Genomic DNA, 18,651 nt, shown 5'->3' on the forward strand with positions numbered 1-18,651 from the left:
AATAAACGGGTACAGTATCACTCTGCTGTGCCCGTTTTTTTGTGTTATGCTCAGAACATGTTTAAGCGATAACTCAATATTTTATATCCTATGGTGAAAAAGCTAACTTTATCTGTCATGCTTGGCCTGTTGACTGCATTGATTATTATCGTTGCGGTTCCTTCTTTGCGCCCTCAAGGTTTAGCCGATTTACTATATGGTAAAACAAACAGTGAACCCGTCAGTTATAACAAAGCTGTACGCCGTGCTGCACCTGCAGTAGTCTATGTTTACAGCAGCTCAAAAGGGAGTTTTTCCCAGTCAGGACGTGAATTAAAATCCCTCGGTTCAGGTGTGATCATGAGCCAAAATGGCTACATTATCACCAATAAACATGTTGTTGATAACCCAGACCAAATCTTAGTGGCTTTACAAGATGGTGCTATTTTTGATGCCCTACTGGTTGGTTCTGATCCATTAACAGATCTCGCTGTACTGAGAATTGACGCTGATAACCTACCTGTCATTCCAATTAATACACAACGCGTCACTCATGTTGGTGATGTCGTACTTGCAATCGGTAACCCTTACAATATAGGTCAAACCGTTACTCAAGGGATTATCAGTGCAACTGGTCGCGTAGGGCTAAGCTCGACTCGCCGGCAAAATTTCCTGCAAACAGATGCCTCAATCAACTCGGGTAACTCTGGCGGGGCATTAATTAATACCGAAGGCGAGTTAGTTGGTATCAACACACTTTCTTTCACTGCAGGTCAAGGCATTAGCTCTGAAGGTTTAAGCTTTGCCATTCCCACCGCCCTTGCCACTAAGATCATGGATAAACTGATTCGTGATGGTCGAGTTATCCGTGGTTATATTGGTATTACAGCACGCGAATTGCCTCAAATAAGATCAAATCATAATAATATTAATCAAATACAAGGATTACGCGTTTTCCAGGTTGCCCCGGGCGGGCCAGCAGCCAAAGCGGGGATATTGCAAGGGGATATCATTTTATCCGTTGATGGCAAACCGGCCATTTCAGCCGCAGAAACCATGGACTTAGTCGCAGAAATCCGCCCTGGAAGCAAAACCGCAGTACAGATTTTACGAGATGGCGAAATTAAAAATATTGATGTGATTATCGAAGAAATTCCTGATGAGCAGGCAGGATAATCATTTTTAAACGGTCTTTCGTAAAAAAGGTTGTTCAATATCGAACAACCTTTTTTGATTTACCAAAAATGGATGAATGAAGCCAGCGCCTATTCACCTCATCAAAGCATTAATCATCTGAATGCACGCGCTGAATGTCTGCACCTAAGCCACGTAGTTTATCTTCGATATGCTCATAACCACGGTCAATATGATAAATACGGTCAACGGTTGTTGTCCCTTCAGCAATACAGCCAGCAATAACTAAACTTGCAGAAGCACGTAAATCTGTTGCCATCACTTGTGCACTGGTTAATTTTTCAACGCCGTGACATAACACAGTATTACTTTCAATTTCAGCGTGAGCGCCCATACGGATTAGCTCAGGGATATGCATAAAACGGTTTTCAAAAATCGTTTCGGTGATCATACCAGCCCCATCAGCAACAAGATTAAGTAAACTAAACTGTGCTTGCATATCCGTTGGGAACCCTGGATGTGGTGCTGTACGTAATGTCACTGCTTTTGGACGCTGACCTTCCATATCTAAGCTAATCCAGTCATCACCGATTTCAATCTTAGCCCCTGCTTCACGTAGTTTAGCTAACACTGCATCGAGTGTATCTGGACGTGCATTGCGGCAGATGACTTTGCCGCGTGAAACCGCTGCAGCAATTAAAAATGTTCCCGTTTCAATACGGTCAGGCAGTACTTTATAAACTCCCCCACCTAAACGTTCAACACCATCTATAACAATACGGTCAGTACCTGCGCCTGTAATTTTTGCGCCAAGAGTATTTAAGAAGTTGGCGGTGTCTTCAATTTCAGGTTCACGTGCTGCATTCTCAATCGTTGTTGTGCCTTCAGCTAGCGTTGCAGCTGTCATAATAGAGACAGTCGCACCCACACTGACTTTATCCATTACGATATCCGCACCTTTCAAACGCCCATCGACTGTCGCTTTCACATAACCATCTTCCAGAACAATGTTGGCGCCTAATTGTTCTAAACCAGAGATATGTAAATCAACAGGACGAGCACCAATAGCACAGCCGCCAGGTAAAGAAACTTCACCATGACCAAAACGAGCAACCAATGGCGCCAAAGCCCAAATAGATGCACGCATAGTTTTAACGAGGTCATAAGGCGCACAGTATGTCGTTACAGTGCTTGCATCGACGTAAACTGAGCCATTGCGTTTTACTTTTGTACCTAGTTGATTCAATAATTTAATTGTTGTGTCAATGTCCCTCAAGTGAGGGACATTCTGTATTTCTACCGGCTCTTCAGCCAACAGAGCAGCGAACAGGATTGGTAATGCCGCATTTTTTGCGCCAGATATAGTGACCTCACCCTGTAATCGGGTTGGTCCTTTAACTAAAAACTTATCCATTAAAGTATTCTCGTATGTCGAATTTTACAGTCTGTTCGCTTAGGTTTTGAAATCAAAAGCCACTAAGTTTACGATCGCGCTCCCATTGCGCAGGGGTGTACGCTTTAATAGACAGAGCATGAATGCGGTTATCCGCAATATACTCCATTAAAGGCGCATAAATTGCTTGCTGTTGCTTAACACGGCTCATACCGTCAAACATGTCACCGACAGCAATAACCTGAAAGTGGCTACCATCACCAGTAACAATAGCCTCATTCAGAGACAGTTTTTCCATCAATACTTGCTTAATTTCGTTGGTATCCATAATGACTCAATTTATTAATTATTTGTGATTTATAATTTTACTCTAAATAGTGAAAATTGCATGCATAGCGTACAGAAGCATCCCAATAAGAATACTTAGAGCTTAATCCTCTATCCTAAAGGATTAGGCCCAACACTTAAACCAAAGAAAACGCCTCTTGTGCCGAAAAGCACATAGAGGCGCTTATTTTTACATAACTTGACCCAATTTCGGATGTTTAACCTAATTGAGGATAATCGCTTGAACCCCATACAGTTCAATCAATGTATTTAAGTTATCGCTAACACCGGTAATATTCAGTGAACGGTTTTTAGCTTGGAATTCACTTTTTAAGCGAACTAGCATCGCTAACCCAGTTGAGTCCACGTGCTTAAGACCAGAAACATCTATATTTTCAACCTGTTCCAGTGATGAATTTTTTTTATCCCAAAACGACATTAACGAATCACGGTCTAATGTCCCAGTGAGATACAGTGTTGTTTCATTGACTTCCCATGCTAACAACTGACTCATATTACTTTGTCTCTTCTAAAGTAATTGGCGCTTTTGCACTGATTTCTAACTGTTTTGTTAAGCCATCGACACCCTGTTTACGTAGAATATCACCCCATTCATTTTGCTTAGTTGTGATCATGCTTACACCTTCTGCAATCATGTCGTAAGCTTGCCAATAACCTGTTTTGCTATTTTTGCGCCATTGAAAATCTAAACGTACAGGAGGACGGCCGTTAGTATCAATAATCGTTACACGGATAGCCACAATGTTTTTATCACCCAGAGGTTGCTCTGGAGCAATTTGATACGTTTGGCCATGATACATAGCCAATGCTTGGCCATAAACTTGCTCAAGGTAATCTTCAAACGCTTTGAAGTAAGCCTCGCGCTGGGCAGGGGTAGCCCCTTTATAATAGGTTCCTAGCACCAAAGCCCCTGCATATTTAACTTGTACATAAGGTAGTAATTCCTCACGAACAATTGTTCTGAGATACTCGGGGTCTTGCTTAATTTTGGGTTGCTCTGATTTCAAGCGGTTAAACGTTTTCGCCGCCGCTTCATCCATTAACTTATAAGGGTTGGTTTGGTCTACTGCCATGGCAAATGGCGCAATGGCCAACATAGCAACCATCATTAAACGTTTAAACATAATTCATTCCTTTATTCTTCAAAGGGAGCATCAAATTACTGTGCAGTTGACTCTGGCTCTGCACCTTGGCTATCACCACTTTTATATAAAAACTGGCCAATTAAGTCTTCTAATACCATCGCGGGCTTTGTATCTTCAAGGCGTCCGCCATTTTTTAAGATTGCGATACCTAATTCTTCGTCATCTGGGCCGATATTCATCGCAATATACTGTTCACCCAACAAACCTGATGTGCGAATTGACAGTGAACTTGAATCAGGGATATTGTCGTATTCACTCAATAAATCAATTTTCACTTCAGGAACATAATTTTTTTTATCTAATGTGATACTGGCAACTCGACCAATCACCACACCGCCCACTTTGATTGGAGAGCCTTCTTTTAAGCCACCAATATTTTCAAAAGATGCTGATATTTGATAGGTGGATTGGCTTCCTATCGATTTTAAATCAGCGACTTTTAAACACAAAAAGATAATTGCGGCAATCGCCAACAACATAAAACAACCAACCCATATTTCACTTTTTTTACTTTGCATGACTTAGTTCCCAAACATCAGTGCGGTAAGTACGAAATCCAGTCCTAAAACAGACAATGACGCATGCACAACGGTTCTTGTTGTAGCTTGGCTTATCCCTTCCGAAGTTGGGATGGCATCATAGCCATTAAATAATGCGATCCAAGTAACCGTGATGGCAAAGACTAAGCTTTTAATCACACAGTTGACTAAATCTAACCGCCAATCAATGGAAGATTGCATTGAAGCCCAGAAAAAGCCTTCATCAATACCCTTCCAGTCAACCCCAACTAATGCACCGCCTAAAATACCGACAGCAACAAAAATCAGAGATAACAATGGCATACTAATAAAACCGGCCCAAAAACGTGGGGCAATGACTCGCCTGAGAGGGTCAACGGCCATCATTTCAAGGCTAGAAATCTGTTCAGTGGCTTTCATTAAGCCAATTTCCGCGGTTAACGCAGAACCCGCTCGTCCGGCAAACAACAACGCAGTCACAACGGGGCCGAGTTCACGCAATAGTGAAAGCGCCACCATCATACCTAAGCTAGCTTCAGCACTAAACGTCGTGAGAACCAAGTAACCTTGTAACCCTAAAACCATCCCAATAAATAACCCTGAGACGGCAACGATCAGCAATGACTGCACACCAATGGCGTACAATTGCTTCATCAATAATGGCCATTGTTTACGAAACTCTGGTTTGCCAAGTAAGGCGCGAAACAGCATGTAGCCTGCTCGACCAAACGCGGAAAATATATCAATCCATCGGCGTCCGAAGGCTGCAATCGCCTTTATTATCATCTTATTTTACCCTAATAAATCAGCTAGATAATCATTGGCGGGAAAACGGAATGGAACAGGCCCATCCGCAATACCATCAAGGAATTGTCGCACACGAGGGTCTTGGTTTTCACGCAATTCTTCACCCGTTCCCTGAGCAATGACATGCTGCTGCGCAACAATATAAGCATTATCTGCGATGCTCAATACCTCTGGAACATCATGGGAAACCACGACACAGGTGACACCCAGCGCCTGATTAAGCTCATCAATCAATTTAACCAAAACACCCATAGTAATCGGATCTTGACCAACAAAAGGCTCATCAAACATGATTAAATTTGGGTCTAGAGCGATAGCTCGCGCTAAAGCGGCCCGCCTAGCCATACCACCCGATAATTCAGATGGCATTAATTTGGCAGCGCCTCGCAAGCCAACCGCCTCTAATTTCATCATCACCGTCGTATGGATCAGCGATTCAGGCAGGTTAGTGTGCTCACGCAGCGGGAAAGCCACATTATTGAATACGTCCATGTCTGTGAATAGTGCTCCAGACTGGAACAGCATGCTCATCTTTTTACGAGACTGATACAGTTTTGAGCGTGATAGAGCCGGAATATTGTCACCATCAAACCAAATTTCACCTTCATTTGGCCGTAATTGCCCACCAATCAAGCGCAGTAATGTGGTTTTACCGATCCCTGACGGCCCCATAATTGCCGTAATTTTCCCACGAGGAACAGTCAGATTAATATTTTCAAATATTTTCCGATCTCCTCGAGTAAAGGACATGTTCCGTACTTCAATTAAGTTGTCTGTCTGTGCTTGCATTGTTAAATAACTCGTTATACACCACGCGTAAACATTTTTATCCCTTCAGATGTTACCGAAAGATAAACTGAAAATCGTCAAATATCACAACAAAATAGAATTTATAGTATTATAGCGTCGAAAATATGACTTTTAGTATTACAACTTTGTTTTTACCTAAATAATACAGAGAAAAAACAATATAATTTCTTTATAGTCAGCAAAAGCTTTCGCGATTAACAGCAGATAGCTCTTAGAATGCTATAATTTACCTAGCTGAGGATACGCGAATTTGCATATCTATTTTTGGTTCAAGGTGCTAATGAAACCCTCTAATACAGATTAAATTCTACACCGAAGTGCCAAAAATACTTATAAAGTCTAAAGCTAACATTAAAAATAGCTTAACTGACAAAATACTTACTGATACCAAGTATTCGTTATACAATTTGATTTCGCTAATCCCATTAACTTGAAAGCTACGCATGGAACTAGAAATGTCAAACTTCGATTTTCAGAAAGTAGGTAAAGAAGTTCTCCATATCGAACACGAAGGTCTAAAAAACCTCGAACAATATATCAATACTGATTTTGACCGCGCTTGCCAGCTTATTTTTAACTGTGAAGGCAAAGTCGTCGTAATGGGAATGGGGAAATCGGGGCATATTGGTCGTAAAATTGCAGCCACACTAGCGAGCACAGGTACGCCATCATTTTTTGTTCACCCAGGAGAAGCTAGCCACGGTGACCTTGGGATGATTACGCATAAAGATGTTGTGTTAGCCATTTCGAATTCAGGGGAGTCAGGGGAAATTTTGGCCCTGCTTCCTGTTTTAAAAAGAATTAAGGTTCCCTTAATCTGCATGACTAATAACCCTGATAGTAATATGGGGAAATATGCTGATGTGCATTTGTGCATCAAGGTGCCTCAAGAAGCCTGCCCTTTAGGGCTTGCACCTACCACAAGTACAACTGCGACGCTTGTGATGGGGGATGCATTAGCGATTGCCTTATTAACTGCACGCGGTTTCACGGCGAATGATTTTGCGCTTTCGCATCCAGGTGGCGCACTTGGGCGCAAACTTTTACTCCTCGTTCGTGATTTAATGAATACGGGTGATGATATCCCCCATATTCCTAAAAGCGCGTCTTTACGTGAGGCTCTCGTGGAGATTACCCGCAAAAAACTGGGGATGACGGTCATTTGTGATGATGACATGAATATTGAAGGTATTTTCACTGATGGGGATTTACGCCGTATCTTTGATATGGGTATCGACCTGAATAACGCTAAAATTGCTGATTTAATGACACCCGGTGGAATACGAGTATCGCCAACCATGTTAGCAGTCGAAGCGCTCAACTTAATGCAATCTCGACACGTGACTTCGTTACTGGTCGCAAATGATAACAAATTAGTTGGTGTATTACATATGCATGACCTGCTACAAGCAGGTGTTGTATAACATAAGGAAATACCATGACGTCTACCTTTTTGGAAACCTGCTATGGCCCTGTCGCCGATACTGTTTTAATCAAAGCAGAAAAAATCAAATTACTGATCTGCGATGTTGATGGTGTCATGTCCGATGGTTTGGTCTATATGGGAAATAATGGCGAAGAACTCAAAGCCTTTAATGTCCGTGACGGCTATGGAATACGTTGCTTATTAACGTCCGGTATTGAAGTCGCCATCATTACAGGAAGAAAAGCGAAGCTTCTTGAAGATAGAGCCCAAACATTAGGGATTACATATCTTTACCAAGGGCAAAGCGATAAGCTTTTGGCGTATCACGAACTGTTAGATACACTACAATTATCAGATGAAGAAATAGCTTATATTGGGGACGACCTGATTGACTGGCCTGTTATGGCCAAAGTCGGCTTATCCGTCGCCGTTGCTGATGCCCACCCTTTGCTATTACCGAAAGCGGATTATGTGACCCGTATTGGCGGCGGAAAAGGGGCAGTCCGCGAACTTTGTGACCTTATTTTGCTTTCTCAAGACAAACTAGAAGAAGCAAAAGGTTTATCAATATAACGAATAGATTGAATTCATGAGCAATGCGAAGAAGTGGTTAATCATTATTTTATCCTTAGTGGTATTAGGGCTTATCGGTTGGAATTTAGCAGGTAATGATTCCGACAGCGCAGAGGATAAAGTAATTAATGATGGGCAACCTAATTATCAAACTGATGATTCAGTGACTTTTGTCTATAATCCAACGGGTAATTTAGCGTATAAACTCGTTTCAGATAAAATAGATAACTACACTGAAGGAAAAATCACGTGGTTTTCGAAACCGGTTCTTACCACTTATAACGAAGCAGGTGAACCTACCTGGACGGTTAAGGCTTTCAAAGCAAGGTTAACGAACGATAGAATTCTCTATTTATACAGCGATGTTCAAGTTGATAGTTTAACTAAAGACTCGCAGATCCAACGAATTACAACTGAGAGTGCAGTTGTCAATTTGACAACACAAGACGTTTCATCTGATGATAAAGTGACCATTATTGGACAAGGTCTCAATTCTACTGGTATGAAAATGAAGGGAAACCTTCGTACAAGAACGGCTGAATTAATCGAAGATGTAAAAACTCATTATGTGTTACAACCAGAAGAGCATTAAAATGAATCAAGTAACTAAGAAACGTTTTATTCAAGGAGCTGTTGCCAGTGCAATTTTTGCTCTTAGCCTACCTGCGATGGCATTAAAAAGTGATACGCAGCAGCCAATGACGATTAATTCGGTCAAACAATCTCTTGATTTAGAAAAAAACGTCACCACCTTTACTGATGATGTTGTTATAAAACAAGGTTCTATTGATATCAGAGCCAATAAAGTGGTTGTAACACGTCCAAGTAGTGACTCGGATAAAATTGTGATTGAGGCCTTTGGTACCCCAGTTACTTTTTACCAATTACAGGATGATGGCAAGCCAATTAAAGGCCATGCCAGCAAAGCCCGTTATGAGGTCGATAAACAGCTCGTCACCTTAACAGGCAATGCCTATCTTGAGCAATTAGACAGCAATATTCAGGGTGACAAAATTACCTATATTGTGCCAACGCAACAAATGGAAGCATTTAGTGATAAAGGCAAACGCGTCACTACCGTAATACTGCCAGCGCAATTGCAAGAAAAAGGCCCTGCAGCAAATAAAAATTCATCAGCAAGTAAGAGTAAATAACTGTTATGGCGACACTAACCGCTGAAAATCTAGCTAAAGCCTATAAAAAACGTAAGGTCGTTGAAGATGTCAGCCTGGAAGTTAAATCAGGTGAAATCGTTGGCTTGTTGGGACCAAACGGGGCCGGTAAAACAACGACTTTTTATATGGTTGTGGGTATTGTTCAGCGGGATGCTGGCAAAATTATGATTGATGGTGAAGATATCAGCCTTCTACCGTTGCATGAGCGTGCACGCCGTGGAATAGGCTATCTTCCTCAAGAAGCCTCCATTTTCCGTCGTCTCAGTGTTTATGATAACCTAATGGCTGTATTAGAAATTCGTGAAGATTTAAATTCTCAGCAACGTAAAGATCGTGCTGAGGAACTGATGGAAGAATTTAGTATTACCCATCTTCGAGACAGCATGGGGCAATCTCTATCCGGTGGAGAACGTCGCCGTGTTGAAATTGCTAGAGCACTTGCCGCTAACCCAAAATTTATTTTATTAGACGAACCTTTTGCGGGTGTTGACCCTATTTCCGTCTTAGATATCAAAAAAATCATTCAGCACTTAAGGGATTATGGCCTCGGCGTTTTAATCACCGACCATAACGTGCGGGAAACCTTAGATGTGTGCGAAAGAGCCTATATTGTTAGCCAAGGACACTTAATTGCTCATGGGTCACCAACCATGATCTTAGAGAACGAACAAGTGAAACGTGTATACTTGGGTGAAGGTTTCCGGTTATAAACTTAGTATGTCGTTATTTTTTAGGGAGAATAAAACAGATTCATGAAGCAAAGTTTGCAGCTTAGAGTCAGTCAACAACTTGCAATGACCCCTCAATTGCAGCAAGCCATCCGCTTGTTGCAGCTGTCTACGCTTGAGCTTCAGCAAGAAATTCAACTTGCCTTGGAAACTAACCCACTTCTTGAGCAAGAAGAGTTAAATTCCGAGTCCGAATCTCTTGATTCACTAAATGAAAGTGCCGATACCAGTGAGCTCGATACCAAAGATGCTCTCGAAAACCAAGATATGCCAGATGAGCTCCCTTTAGATGCGGATTGGGATGAAATATATACGGCAGGCACGCCGTCAGGGACCAGTAACGATTATAGTTTTGATGAACTCCCTGTTTATCAAGGTGAGACAACGCAAACATTGCAAGATTACCTGACGTGGCAAGCTGAGCTGACCCCTTTTACTGATACGGACAAGGCAATTGCCACCGCTATTATTGATTCAATAGATGATTCCGGTTATCTGACAACCGCAATTTCTGATATACATGAAGGGATTGATAACCCAGAGATTAGTATTGAGGAAGTCATTGCTGTTCTCAAACGTATTCAGCATTTCGACCCACTGGGTGTCGCAGCACAAGACTTAAAAGAGTGTCTATTAATTCAATTGTCACTCTACCCTGCGCAAACTGATGGGCTACAAGATGCAAAGCTCATTATTAGTAACCATATTGATTTACTGGCTAACCGTGATTTTCGCCAGTTAGCTAAATTAACTCGCTTAAAAGAAGATGCACTCAAAACCGCGATAGACCTGATTTTAACGTTAAATCCAAAGCCAGGCCAATCTATCAATACCGGGGAATCGGAATACGTCATTCCTGATGTTTTAGTGAAAAAAATCGCAGGGCACTGGCAAGTTGAGTTAAATACAGATAGCATCCCTAAACTAAGTATTAATAACCATTATGCTTCGATGTTACATAATTCAGCAAATGAAGATGATTCTCAATATATTCGGAGTCATCTGCAAGATGCAAAATGGTTGATTAAAAGCCTTGAGAGCCGCCACGAAACGCTATTAAAAGTTGCGACTTGTATTGTAGAACAGCAACAAGAATTCTTTGAGCTGGGAGAGGAGTACATGAAGCCAATGATATTGGCCGATATCGCCTATCAAGTGGACATGCATGAATCAACTATCTCACGAGTGACAACTCAAAAGTTTCTCCATAGCCCACGAGGCATTTTTGAGTTGAAATATTTTTTCTCCAGCCATGTTAATACGGACACAGGTGGCGAAGCCTCCTCAACCGCAATTCGAGCATTGGTGAAAAAACTGGTTGCCGCTGAAAACCCAGCAAAACCATTGAGTGACAGTAAATTGACGAGTATGCTGGCTGAACAAGGCATTCAAGTCGCTCGCAGAACTGTTGCTAAGTATCGAGAATCGTTATCCATTCCGCCCTCTAATCAGCGTAAACAGCTGGTTTAATTGATAAAATAAGGAAGATTGTATGGAATTTCAGATTACTGGACACAATATTGAACTTACTCCTGCATTGCGCGAGACTGTTGAGAAAAAACTCAAAAAATTGGAACAATTGTTTGATCGCATTAATGGTATCCAAGTTGTCTTGAAAGTTGAAAAAGTTCAACAAATTGCGGAAGCAACCGTGCAAGTCAATGGAGCGGATCTCCACGCCTCAGCGGAAGAAAACGATATGTACGCTGCTATAGATATACTCGTAGACAAGCTGTCGCGCCAATTAACCAAACATAAAGAAAAACTGAGACAACATTAATACATTGATGCGGCTTATTAATTAGCCGGATAATGTTTCAAACCAGATGGTGGGTACACCATCTGGTTTTGTAGTCCTAAGTGAACAATAAAATGAATAGTGATATAGAAATCCAGTTAAACGTTGTTTTATCATCAGCCTGTACACGTAATAATATTGTGTGCACCAGTAAAAAAAGAGCTTTAGAAATTATTAGTGAGCTGGCTGCCGTTGAATTGGAATTACCTGAAAATACGGTATTTGAAGCGTTATTAACCAGAGAAAAAGTTGGTACAACAGGCATTGGCGGTGGTATTGCTATTCCTCATGGAAAGCTGAACGAAGGTGAAAGCAGCCGTGCTGTCGGTGTCTTTTTACATTTAGAGGAGCCAATTGCGTTCGATGCAATTGATAATCAGCCAGTTGACTTGCTATTCGCGCTACTTGTGCCATCAGACCAATGTAAAACGCACTTGCATACATTGTCGCTTATCGCCAAAAAACTAGCCGATAAAACGCTCTGTAAACGCCTACGCAGTGCACAAAGTGACGAAGAGCTATACCGCATAATTATAGAATAGATAAATTATGTATCTTGCCATATGCAAATGATATTGTTATGGTTTCTAAGTAATATTATTTGGCAAATACTGCTTTTCAAGAAGCATATTATTAGGAAACAAAAGGGAGCAAGCTCATGGTGCTGATGATAGTCAGCGGCCGTTCCGGTTCGGGGAAATCCGTTGCCTTACGTGCGCTGGAAGATATGGGTTTCTATTGCGTAGATAACCTACCGGTTGTATTACTACCGGAGTTAGCGAATTCACTGGCTGATCGTAATATTTCAGCAGCAGTAAGCATCGACGTGCGTAATATGCCCGACAATCCAGAGATTTTCGAAGAAGCGATTGATAAATTACCTTCAGCCTTCTCTCCTCAGTTATTGTTTCTAGATGCCGATCGTAACACGCTTATTCGCCGTTACAGTGATACTCGTCGACTGCACCCACTTTCAAGTAAAAATCTTTCACTTGAGAGCGCGATAGATGAAGAAAATGAGCTACTTGAGCCTTTACGCTCTCGAGCTGATTTAGTTATCGATACTTCTGAAATGTCCGTTCACGAATTAGCTGAGATGCTAAGAACACGTTTGATGGGCAAACGTGAGCGTGAACTGACAATGGTGTTTGAATCCTTTGGCTTCAAACATGGTATTCCTATTGATGCAGATTATGTATTCGATGTGCGCTTTTTACCAAACCCGCACTGGGATCCAAAATTGCGCCCAATGACAGGCCTTGATAGACCCGTGGCTGCATTCTTAGATAGGCATACTGAAGTCCATAACTTCATTTACCAAACTCGTAGCTATTTAGAATTATGGTTACCGATGTTAGAAACCAATAACCGTAGCTACTTGACTGTCGCAATTGGCTGTACAGGGGGTAAACATCGTTCCGTGTATGTTGCTGAACAACTTGCCGACTATTTCCGTTCTCGTGGTAAAAATGTGCAATCACGCCACAGAACGCTGGAAAAACGCAAGTAACCCGTAAATGACAGTAAAAACAACTATAACGCTCAAAAATCGGCTTGGGATGCATGCACGACCGGCGATGTTACTCTATGATTTAGTTCAACAATTTAACTCAAGAGTTATTTTGCGGAATAATAACCAAATTGAGGCTGAGGCCGATAGCGTTATTGCGATGTTGATGTTAGACTCAGAACAAGGTAGTAATATTGATATTGAGGTTAGCGGCCCAGATGAAAATCAGGCATTATCCGCAATTATTAACCTGTTCGAAAGTGGGTTTGACGAAGAGTAGTCAATTCAAACCTAGCGATAAAAATATCAATCTGTATTTTTTACAAAGGTAGGCTTAGAGATCGTGATCCTGATCTCTTCCCTTTAAAGCGTATAGCGCCTAATATTTTAAACAAACTTATTTCTAGCGACACCCCCTACCTTATGGGTGGGGGGTGTTTGCTTTGTATGTCTCTATTGGAGTGTGGTATGAAAAAGCCAACAATTATTATCAATGATTTAGATGCTGAACGTTTAGATACACTGATGGAACAGCCGGCTTATGCGGGCACACCGGTTGCCGAAGCGCTCAATGATGAACTGGACCGTGCGGATATTCTGACCCCACAAGAAATGCCTGCTGATGTGGTCACGATGAACAGTACCGTTCGCTTTTTGGATTTAATCAGCAACGAAGAACGCACACGTACCTTAGTTTACCCTGCGTCACTGAAAGATAGCGCAGAGCAGCTGTCTGTTATGGCACCGATTGGTGCAGCCTTGTTGGGCTTGCATGTAAACGATGAAATCAGCTGGGAATTGCCAAACGGTGTTCAAACACGTGTTCGTGTACTGGAAATCGTTTATCAGCCAGAAGCGGCTGGTGAGTTCCACCGTTAATTTCGACAACGACTGGATTAAGGAAGGCTTAGCGAAAAAAGTTTTATTTAAAAAACTCAGGTAAGTCCTCTGACATATTCAGGCACTCAATTGAGTGCCTTTTTTGTTGCCTTTAAATGGGCAGAGTAGAAACCTACTCCCCGGCAATACTCATTTCTGGGATCAATACCGAACCACACTGAATATTACTACGAGTTTCAATATCATCAGCGATAGTGACCATATTCGCCCACATATCTTTTAAGTTACCCGCAATAGTAATTTCACTCACTGGGTACTGAATTTCACCGTTTTCCACCCAAAAGCCTGAAGCACCACGTGAGTAATCCCCCGTAATACCGCTAACCCCTTGGCCCATTAACTCTGTAACGATTAGCCCTGTCCCCATTTGTTTCAGCAATGCATCGAAAGAAAGGCCTTGGCCTGCAATACGCCAATTATGGATGCCACCCGCGTGGCCTGTACTTTGCAAACCGAGCTTTCTTGCGGAATAACTGGTCATTAGCCACGTTTGTAGCACACCATTTTCAACAATATTGCGTTCACAGGTGCGGACACCTTCGCTATCAAAAGGAGATGACGCCAACCCGCCCATTAGATGGGGTTGCTCGTTGATGGTCAGCCAGCTTGGTAAAATTTGCTTTCCTAAGCTATCTAATAAGAAAGACGATTTGCGGTAAATACTGCTACCACTAATGGCACCGACTAAGTGACCGAATAGACCCGTAGCTACTTCTGCCGCAAAAATCACTGGGGCTTTCATCGTTGGCAATTTACGAGGTGACAAACGAGATAAGGTGCGACGAGCACACTCCTGCCCAACCCACTCAGGGGACTGCAATGCCTCTATGCTCCGGCCAATCGTATAAGCGTAATCACGCTCCATTTCACCATTTTGCTCAGCAATCACACAGCTCGACATCGAATAGCGGCTTGAACAGTAGCTTTGCAACATACCATGGGAGTTTCCAAACACACGCACACCGTAGTGCCCATTAAAGCTACCGCCTTCCGTATTCACAATGCGGGAGTCTGCATTTAGTGCCGACATTTCCGCAACCGACGCTAAACGGATCGCGGCTTCAGGAGAAAGTTCGCTCGCTTGGAACAAATTGAGGTCAGGTGCTTCAAAAGCCAGCAACGATTTGTCTGCCGGCCCTGCAAACGGGTCTTCTGAGGTGTAGTTAGCAATATCAATTGCCGCCTGAACTGTGCGCTCAATAGCTTCAGGACTTAAATCTGTAGAAGACGCACTGCCTTTACGTTGTTGATGATAAACGGTGATCCCTAGCGCTCCATCACTGTTAAACTCAACATTTTCAACTTCCCCTTGGCGGGTACTCACACTAATTCCAGTGCTTTTGTTTACTGCGACTTCCGCAGCATCACAACGTGTCTTGGCGAATTCTAATGCGTGCGCGACGGCTTCTTCGAGTTTTTTGCGTTGTTCGGTGACTTGTTCAGTTACACTCATGCTTTAGTCCAATCAAAAATGTGGGGGAAACGTGATTTTCTGCCCTAGCAAGCAAATGCTAGGTAGTCATAGAGGGGTTTTCCCAGTTACAATATATAATAGATGAATGTTAACACTCACAACACAGTAAATCATATTAATTACGCGTAATTAAACGACTGTGTTCGGTAAAAAGGAAAATCGATATGGCCAAACAGCCTGATGACTGGCTGGATGATATCCCAGCGCCGCAAGACGAAGAAGACGAGGAAATCATTTGGGTCAGTAAAAGCGAAATTAAACGCGATGCTGAGATCCTCAAAAAATTAGGGGCTGAGCTCGTAGATTTAAGTAAAAGTGAGTTAGAGCGTATCCCGTTAGATACTCAATTACTTGAAGCCATTGAACTTGCCCAAAAAATCAAACGTGAAGGCCGTCGTCGCCAATTGCAACTGATCGGTAAGTTATTACGTTCACGTGAAGTTGAGCCGATTACAGAGGCGTTGGATAAGCTTAAAAACCGTCACAACCAGCAAGTGGTCATTTTACATAAACTGGAAGACTTACGTACTCGTTTATTAGATGGCGGTGATGAAGTCATTGAAGACGTGGTTGCCCTGTTCCCACAAACAGACAGGCAACAACTGCGTGCATTAGTCCGTAATGCTAAAAAAGAGCGTGAAGGTAACAAACCACCAAAAGCCTATCGACAAATCTTTCAATACTTGAAAGATCTCTCTGAAATGGCTTAATGAATTACCCCCTATGCTGCGGCTAGGGGATTTTTCTTTGTAAATTAAGCAATAATCTGAAAAACCTAACAGCGTGTTGATAGCGCTGCCGAAACGACCTATCATGCCATTGTTAGTCATACTCTGACCCGTATTATCGCGGCTGCTGAACCCCGATAAATAATGAGGAAGATATGGATAACACCCGAAATAGAGCATGGCGCAGAGCCAAAGCTCGGATCAATAAATCCCGCGATCAACTAAATTCACGCCTAGTTGACTGCTATACACCTGAGAAAAACTGGAAACAGATGTACGGTCGCAGTGAAAAAATGATCCGTGCAGCCCAATTAGGTATGGCATACCCGCAAGTGAGTAATATACAGCTTGCCCGTATTAGCCTTGAAGAGACACACAATAACTCGTGAATATTTTATTCATTTGCAGTAAAAACCAATGGCGTAGTCCAACCGCTGAACAGATCTGGCGCAACCATGAAAGTTGGGTCACCCGTTCAGCGGGTACAAGCCGCAATGCACGACGCCCCGTCAATGCAGACGTAATTCGTTGGGCTGATGTCATCTTTGTGATGGAGCAAAAACATAAAAACCGCTTAAGAGCTGATTTCCCCCGCCTTTTGGAATACAAACCGCTTCATGTTCTGGATATCCCTGATGATTATCAATACATGGACCCAGAGTTGATTGAAATATTCAAAGCCAGCGTACCTAGTATTCTTACCAACCATAACTAACTAAAATGCGTTTTGATTGTATCAAGGAGTGTTTTAAATTCAGTGTAGCCTTCTCTATCAAGGAAGTGCCCTGCCGCATTCTCAATAATAACCTGCGTTTTTAAGGCGTAAGCCAATGCTTTCGAAGACTCTGGTGATACAATCCCATCATTGGTTGATATAATCGATATTCGATTATTTGCTATCTGTATGAGCTCGTCATAATTCAATGGTTCAACTGTGTGGTGCTGTAATTCAGGCAATGTTTGCTGTTTTTCATCAAACCCTGATACCAATACATAACCCGCTACCGGCTGCCCTGCATTTTGAAGAAATCGTAATACGGTGACGCAACCTAAGCTATGGCCAATCAAAACCGTATTTTCATCAATATCAAAAGGCAAGTGTTGTAAGCGCTGCTGCCACCTTTTAGGGTCTGGGGCTAATGAGTCAGGCATGGTGGGCACGTTAACAAAAGCGCCTAAAGCTTCGAGCTCTGATTTCAACCATGGAAACCAGTTTTTTTCAGGGGATGCAGTATAGCCGTGAACAATCAGGAATTTTTTTTCTTTTAGCGGAAAAGCAGTACAGGTAACGTTATTCATCCTAAAGACCCCTATCAGCTCAGTTATCTTATTTAGACTTTACCATGAGTGATAGGAATATTAGTTAGAGCTTTTTGTTATATCTAAAGCAAAAATGAACTCTTCTTCCCACATATCTTGTGCGTCATTCATCACATCAATAACATCTGCGAATTGGATACGTTGTTCCGCAGTCATGTGTGAAAACGTGATAGTGATAGGTAACTCAATGCCTGCGGAAACCATGTCCCACAGGGCATCAAGATTGCGACCAAACCAGTCAGGAAGGGAAAATTGCCGAGCAAATTGGTCATAAAAATCATTCAATGAGTTTATCTGCCTGAAATCAAAGATCACCTGTTTGCTCATCACGGTTTTCCTTTAGTTGACTTGCGTAAAGCTCTTATAATGGTCATGCGTCACAAAAATCATCCCGTCCGATGAGTATAACAAGCGATCGGCTCCTCGGTGGCCACAACGATAATTAATGTCTGCTTCAAACCATTGGCGCCCTTGTGCAATGGGTAACCCTTTCTCACGGTTAGAAAAACGGTCGCCACCAATCGCTCTTCCTGGTAATACATCGCAAAGATTGCCTTTTTTCGCATCCCATCCTGCTTCGCGGGCTTGTTTTTTCGTCATATAGAAAGCGGGAAGTTTTTGGTATTTCTCCATAAAGCTGACCACATTATCTTGTGCGGTCAGTTTATCGATGGTTTGTGAGGTTTCTTTTGGCGCGACTGCTTCACGAGCCGGAGGGTTGTTCTGCGTGGCTGGGGCTTCTGGTGCCGTTTTATCGCCACCATTAAAATAAAGGCTAATGACAATCAAAATAGCCATCAACACGACGGGTAAAATACGTTTATTCATAACACCTCAGTTTTTTGTGCTTTGCAGGCACACAAACGCCCTAGTCACAACATCTCC

The 18,651-nt window shown here is 42.3% G+C and carries 26 protein-coding genes; 15 read left to right on the forward strand and 11 right to left on the reverse strand.

Annotation, left to right across the window (positions count from 1 at the left end):
* Positions 1-90: 90 nt before the first annotated feature.
* On the forward strand, positions 91-1,155 hold the full coding sequence (gene degS / locus PSF42_RS06045; protein WP_125890419.1) for an outer membrane-stress sensor serine endopeptidase DegS: 1,065 nt from the start codon (positions 91-93) through the stop codon (positions 1,153-1,155).
* A gap of 109 nt (positions 1,156-1,264) precedes the next feature.
* Here degS and murA read toward each other — a convergent pair whose 3' ends face one another.
* The 7 genes from murA to mlaF all read right to left on the reverse strand — a co-directional run bounded on the left by murA (position 1,265) and on the right by mlaF (position 6,113).
* Positions 1,265-2,527, reverse strand: coding sequence for a UDP-N-acetylglucosamine 1-carboxyvinyltransferase (murA, locus tag PSF42_RS06050; RefSeq protein WP_125890420.1), 1,263 nt, complete (start codon positions 2,525-2,527; stop codon positions 1,265-1,267).
* Between the two features lie 52 nt (positions 2,528-2,579).
* Positions 2,580-2,834, reverse strand: a complete 255-nt coding sequence (ibaG, locus tag PSF42_RS06055) for a BolA family iron metabolism protein IbaG (protein WP_125890421.1) — start codon at positions 2,832-2,834, stop codon at positions 2,580-2,582.
* Positions 2,835-3,056: 222 nt separating this feature from the next.
* Positions 3,057-3,347, reverse strand: coding sequence for a lipid asymmetry maintenance protein MlaB (gene mlaB / locus PSF42_RS06060; RefSeq protein ID WP_125890422.1), 291 nt, complete (start codon positions 3,345-3,347; stop codon positions 3,057-3,059).
* A gap of 1 nt (position 3,348) precedes the next feature.
* A complete protein-coding gene (gene mlaC, locus PSF42_RS06065) occupies positions 3,349-3,978 on the reverse strand; it encodes a phospholipid-binding protein MlaC (RefSeq protein ID WP_125890423.1) in 630 nt (209 codons plus the stop codon).
* Between the two features lie 35 nt (positions 3,979-4,013).
* Positions 4,014-4,517 (reverse strand): outer membrane lipid asymmetry maintenance protein MlaD, encoded by a 504-nt coding sequence (gene mlaD / locus PSF42_RS06070; protein WP_102137924.1) that lies wholly within the window; start codon positions 4,515-4,517, stop codon positions 4,014-4,016.
* A 3-nt stretch (positions 4,518-4,520) separates the two neighbouring features.
* On the reverse strand, positions 4,521-5,303 hold the full coding sequence (gene mlaE, locus PSF42_RS06075; protein ID WP_102137925.1) for a lipid asymmetry maintenance ABC transporter permease subunit MlaE: 783 nt from the start codon (positions 5,301-5,303) through the stop codon (positions 4,521-4,523).
* 6 nt (positions 5,304-5,309) lie between these two features.
* Positions 5,310-6,113 (reverse strand): phospholipid ABC transporter ATP-binding protein MlaF, encoded by an 804-nt coding sequence (mlaF, locus tag PSF42_RS06080; RefSeq protein ID WP_125890424.1) that lies wholly within the window; start codon positions 6,111-6,113, stop codon positions 5,310-5,312.
* Positions 6,114-6,589: 476 nt separating this feature from the next.
* On the opposite strand from mlaF, the gene kdsD reads away from it, so the two are divergent.
* The 11 genes from kdsD (at position 6,590) to rnk (ending at position 14,223) form a co-directional block, all read left to right on the forward strand.
* A complete protein-coding gene (gene kdsD / locus PSF42_RS06085) occupies positions 6,590-7,558 on the forward strand; it encodes an arabinose-5-phosphate isomerase KdsD (RefSeq protein ID WP_185746828.1) in 969 nt (322 codons plus the stop codon).
* Between the two features lie 14 nt (positions 7,559-7,572).
* Positions 7,573-8,133, forward strand: a complete 561-nt coding sequence (kdsC, locus tag PSF42_RS06090) for a 3-deoxy-manno-octulosonate-8-phosphatase KdsC (protein ID WP_102137928.1) — start codon at positions 7,573-7,575, stop codon at positions 8,131-8,133.
* A gap of 16 nt (positions 8,134-8,149) precedes the next feature.
* Positions 8,150-8,725, forward strand: a complete 576-nt coding sequence (gene lptC, locus PSF42_RS06095; RefSeq protein ID WP_125890427.1) for an LPS export ABC transporter periplasmic protein LptC — start codon at positions 8,150-8,152, stop codon at positions 8,723-8,725.
* 1 nt (position 8,726) lies between these two features.
* On the forward strand, positions 8,727-9,287 hold the full coding sequence (lptA, locus tag PSF42_RS06100) for a lipopolysaccharide ABC transporter substrate-binding protein LptA (protein ID WP_125890428.1): 561 nt from the start codon (positions 8,727-8,729) through the stop codon (positions 9,285-9,287).
* 5 nt (positions 9,288-9,292) lie between these two features.
* A complete protein-coding gene (gene lptB, locus PSF42_RS06105; RefSeq protein WP_125890429.1) occupies positions 9,293-10,018 on the forward strand; it encodes an LPS export ABC transporter ATP-binding protein in 726 nt (241 codons plus the stop codon).
* Between the two features lie 42 nt (positions 10,019-10,060).
* Entirely contained in the window at positions 10,061-11,506 is a 1,446-nt protein-coding gene (rpoN, locus tag PSF42_RS06110; RefSeq protein WP_125890430.1) for an RNA polymerase factor sigma-54, read from the forward strand.
* Between the two features lie 22 nt (positions 11,507-11,528).
* Positions 11,529-11,816 carry a ribosome hibernation promoting factor gene (hpf, locus tag PSF42_RS06115; RefSeq protein ID WP_125890431.1) on the forward strand — a complete coding sequence of 96 codons (288 nt, stop codon included), beginning with the start codon at positions 11,529-11,531 and terminating at the stop codon, positions 11,814-11,816.
* A 92-nt stretch (positions 11,817-11,908) separates the two neighbouring features.
* A complete protein-coding gene (gene ptsN, locus PSF42_RS06120) occupies positions 11,909-12,376 on the forward strand; it encodes a PTS IIA-like nitrogen regulatory protein PtsN (protein WP_125890432.1) in 468 nt (155 codons plus the stop codon).
* Between the two features lie 116 nt (positions 12,377-12,492).
* Positions 12,493-13,344, forward strand: coding sequence for an RNase adapter RapZ (rapZ, locus tag PSF42_RS06125; protein WP_125890433.1), 852 nt, complete (start codon positions 12,493-12,495; stop codon positions 13,342-13,344).
* A 7-nt stretch (positions 13,345-13,351) separates the two neighbouring features.
* The gene (npr, locus tag PSF42_RS06130; RefSeq protein ID WP_125890434.1) at positions 13,352-13,624 is read left to right on the forward strand and encodes a PTS phosphocarrier protein NPr; all 273 of its coding nucleotides are present in this window, start codon (positions 13,352-13,354) and stop codon (positions 13,622-13,624) included.
* 188 nt (positions 13,625-13,812) lie between these two features.
* Entirely contained in the window at positions 13,813-14,223 is a 411-nt protein-coding gene (gene rnk, locus PSF42_RS06135) for a nucleoside diphosphate kinase regulator (RefSeq protein WP_125890435.1), read from the forward strand.
* 133 nt (positions 14,224-14,356) lie between these two features.
* On the opposite strand, the gene pmbA is transcribed toward rnk, so the two are convergent.
* Positions 14,357-15,697, reverse strand: a complete 1,341-nt coding sequence (gene pmbA / locus PSF42_RS06140) for a metalloprotease PmbA (protein ID WP_213913104.1) — start codon at positions 15,695-15,697, stop codon at positions 14,357-14,359.
* Between the two features lie 185 nt (positions 15,698-15,882).
* Between pmbA and yjgA the strand changes: the two genes are divergently transcribed.
* The 3 genes from yjgA to PSF42_RS06155 all read left to right on the forward strand — a co-directional run bounded on the left by yjgA (position 15,883) and on the right by PSF42_RS06155 (position 17,161).
* On the forward strand, positions 15,883-16,428 hold the full coding sequence (gene yjgA, locus PSF42_RS06145) for a ribosome biogenesis factor YjgA (protein ID WP_004258329.1): 546 nt from the start codon (positions 15,883-15,885) through the stop codon (positions 16,426-16,428).
* A 173-nt stretch (positions 16,429-16,601) separates the two neighbouring features.
* On the forward strand, positions 16,602-16,835 hold the full coding sequence (locus PSF42_RS06150) for a hypothetical protein (RefSeq protein ID WP_102137938.1): 234 nt from the start codon (positions 16,602-16,604) through the stop codon (positions 16,833-16,835).
* Entirely contained in the window at positions 16,832-17,161 is a 330-nt protein-coding gene (locus PSF42_RS06155; RefSeq protein ID WP_272679630.1) for a low molecular weight protein tyrosine phosphatase family protein, read from the forward strand. The genes PSF42_RS06150 and PSF42_RS06155 overlap by 4 nt, the downstream gene beginning before the upstream one ends.
* On the opposite strand, the gene PSF42_RS06160 is transcribed toward PSF42_RS06155, so the two are convergent.
* The 3 genes from PSF42_RS06160 to PSF42_RS06170 are packed head-to-tail and all read right to left on the reverse strand — an operon-like array spanning position 17,158 to position 18,594.
* Positions 17,158-17,745, reverse strand: coding sequence for an RBBP9/YdeN family alpha/beta hydrolase (locus PSF42_RS06160; protein ID WP_272679631.1), 588 nt, complete (start codon positions 17,743-17,745; stop codon positions 17,158-17,160). The genes PSF42_RS06155 and PSF42_RS06160 overlap by 4 nt on opposite strands.
* Positions 17,746-17,805: 60 nt before the next feature.
* Entirely contained in the window at positions 17,806-18,093 is a 288-nt protein-coding gene (locus PSF42_RS06165) for a barstar family protein (protein WP_272679632.1), read from the reverse strand.
* A 12-nt stretch (positions 18,094-18,105) separates the two neighbouring features.
* Entirely contained in the window at positions 18,106-18,594 is a 489-nt protein-coding gene (locus PSF42_RS06170; protein WP_125890439.1) for a ribonuclease domain-containing protein, read from the reverse strand.
* Positions 18,595-18,651: the final 57 nt, after the last annotated feature.

The organism is Providencia sp. PROV032 (genome assembly GCF_028484875.1).
GTDB lineage: Bacteria > Pseudomonadota > Gammaproteobacteria > Enterobacterales > Enterobacteriaceae > Providencia > Providencia rettgeri_E.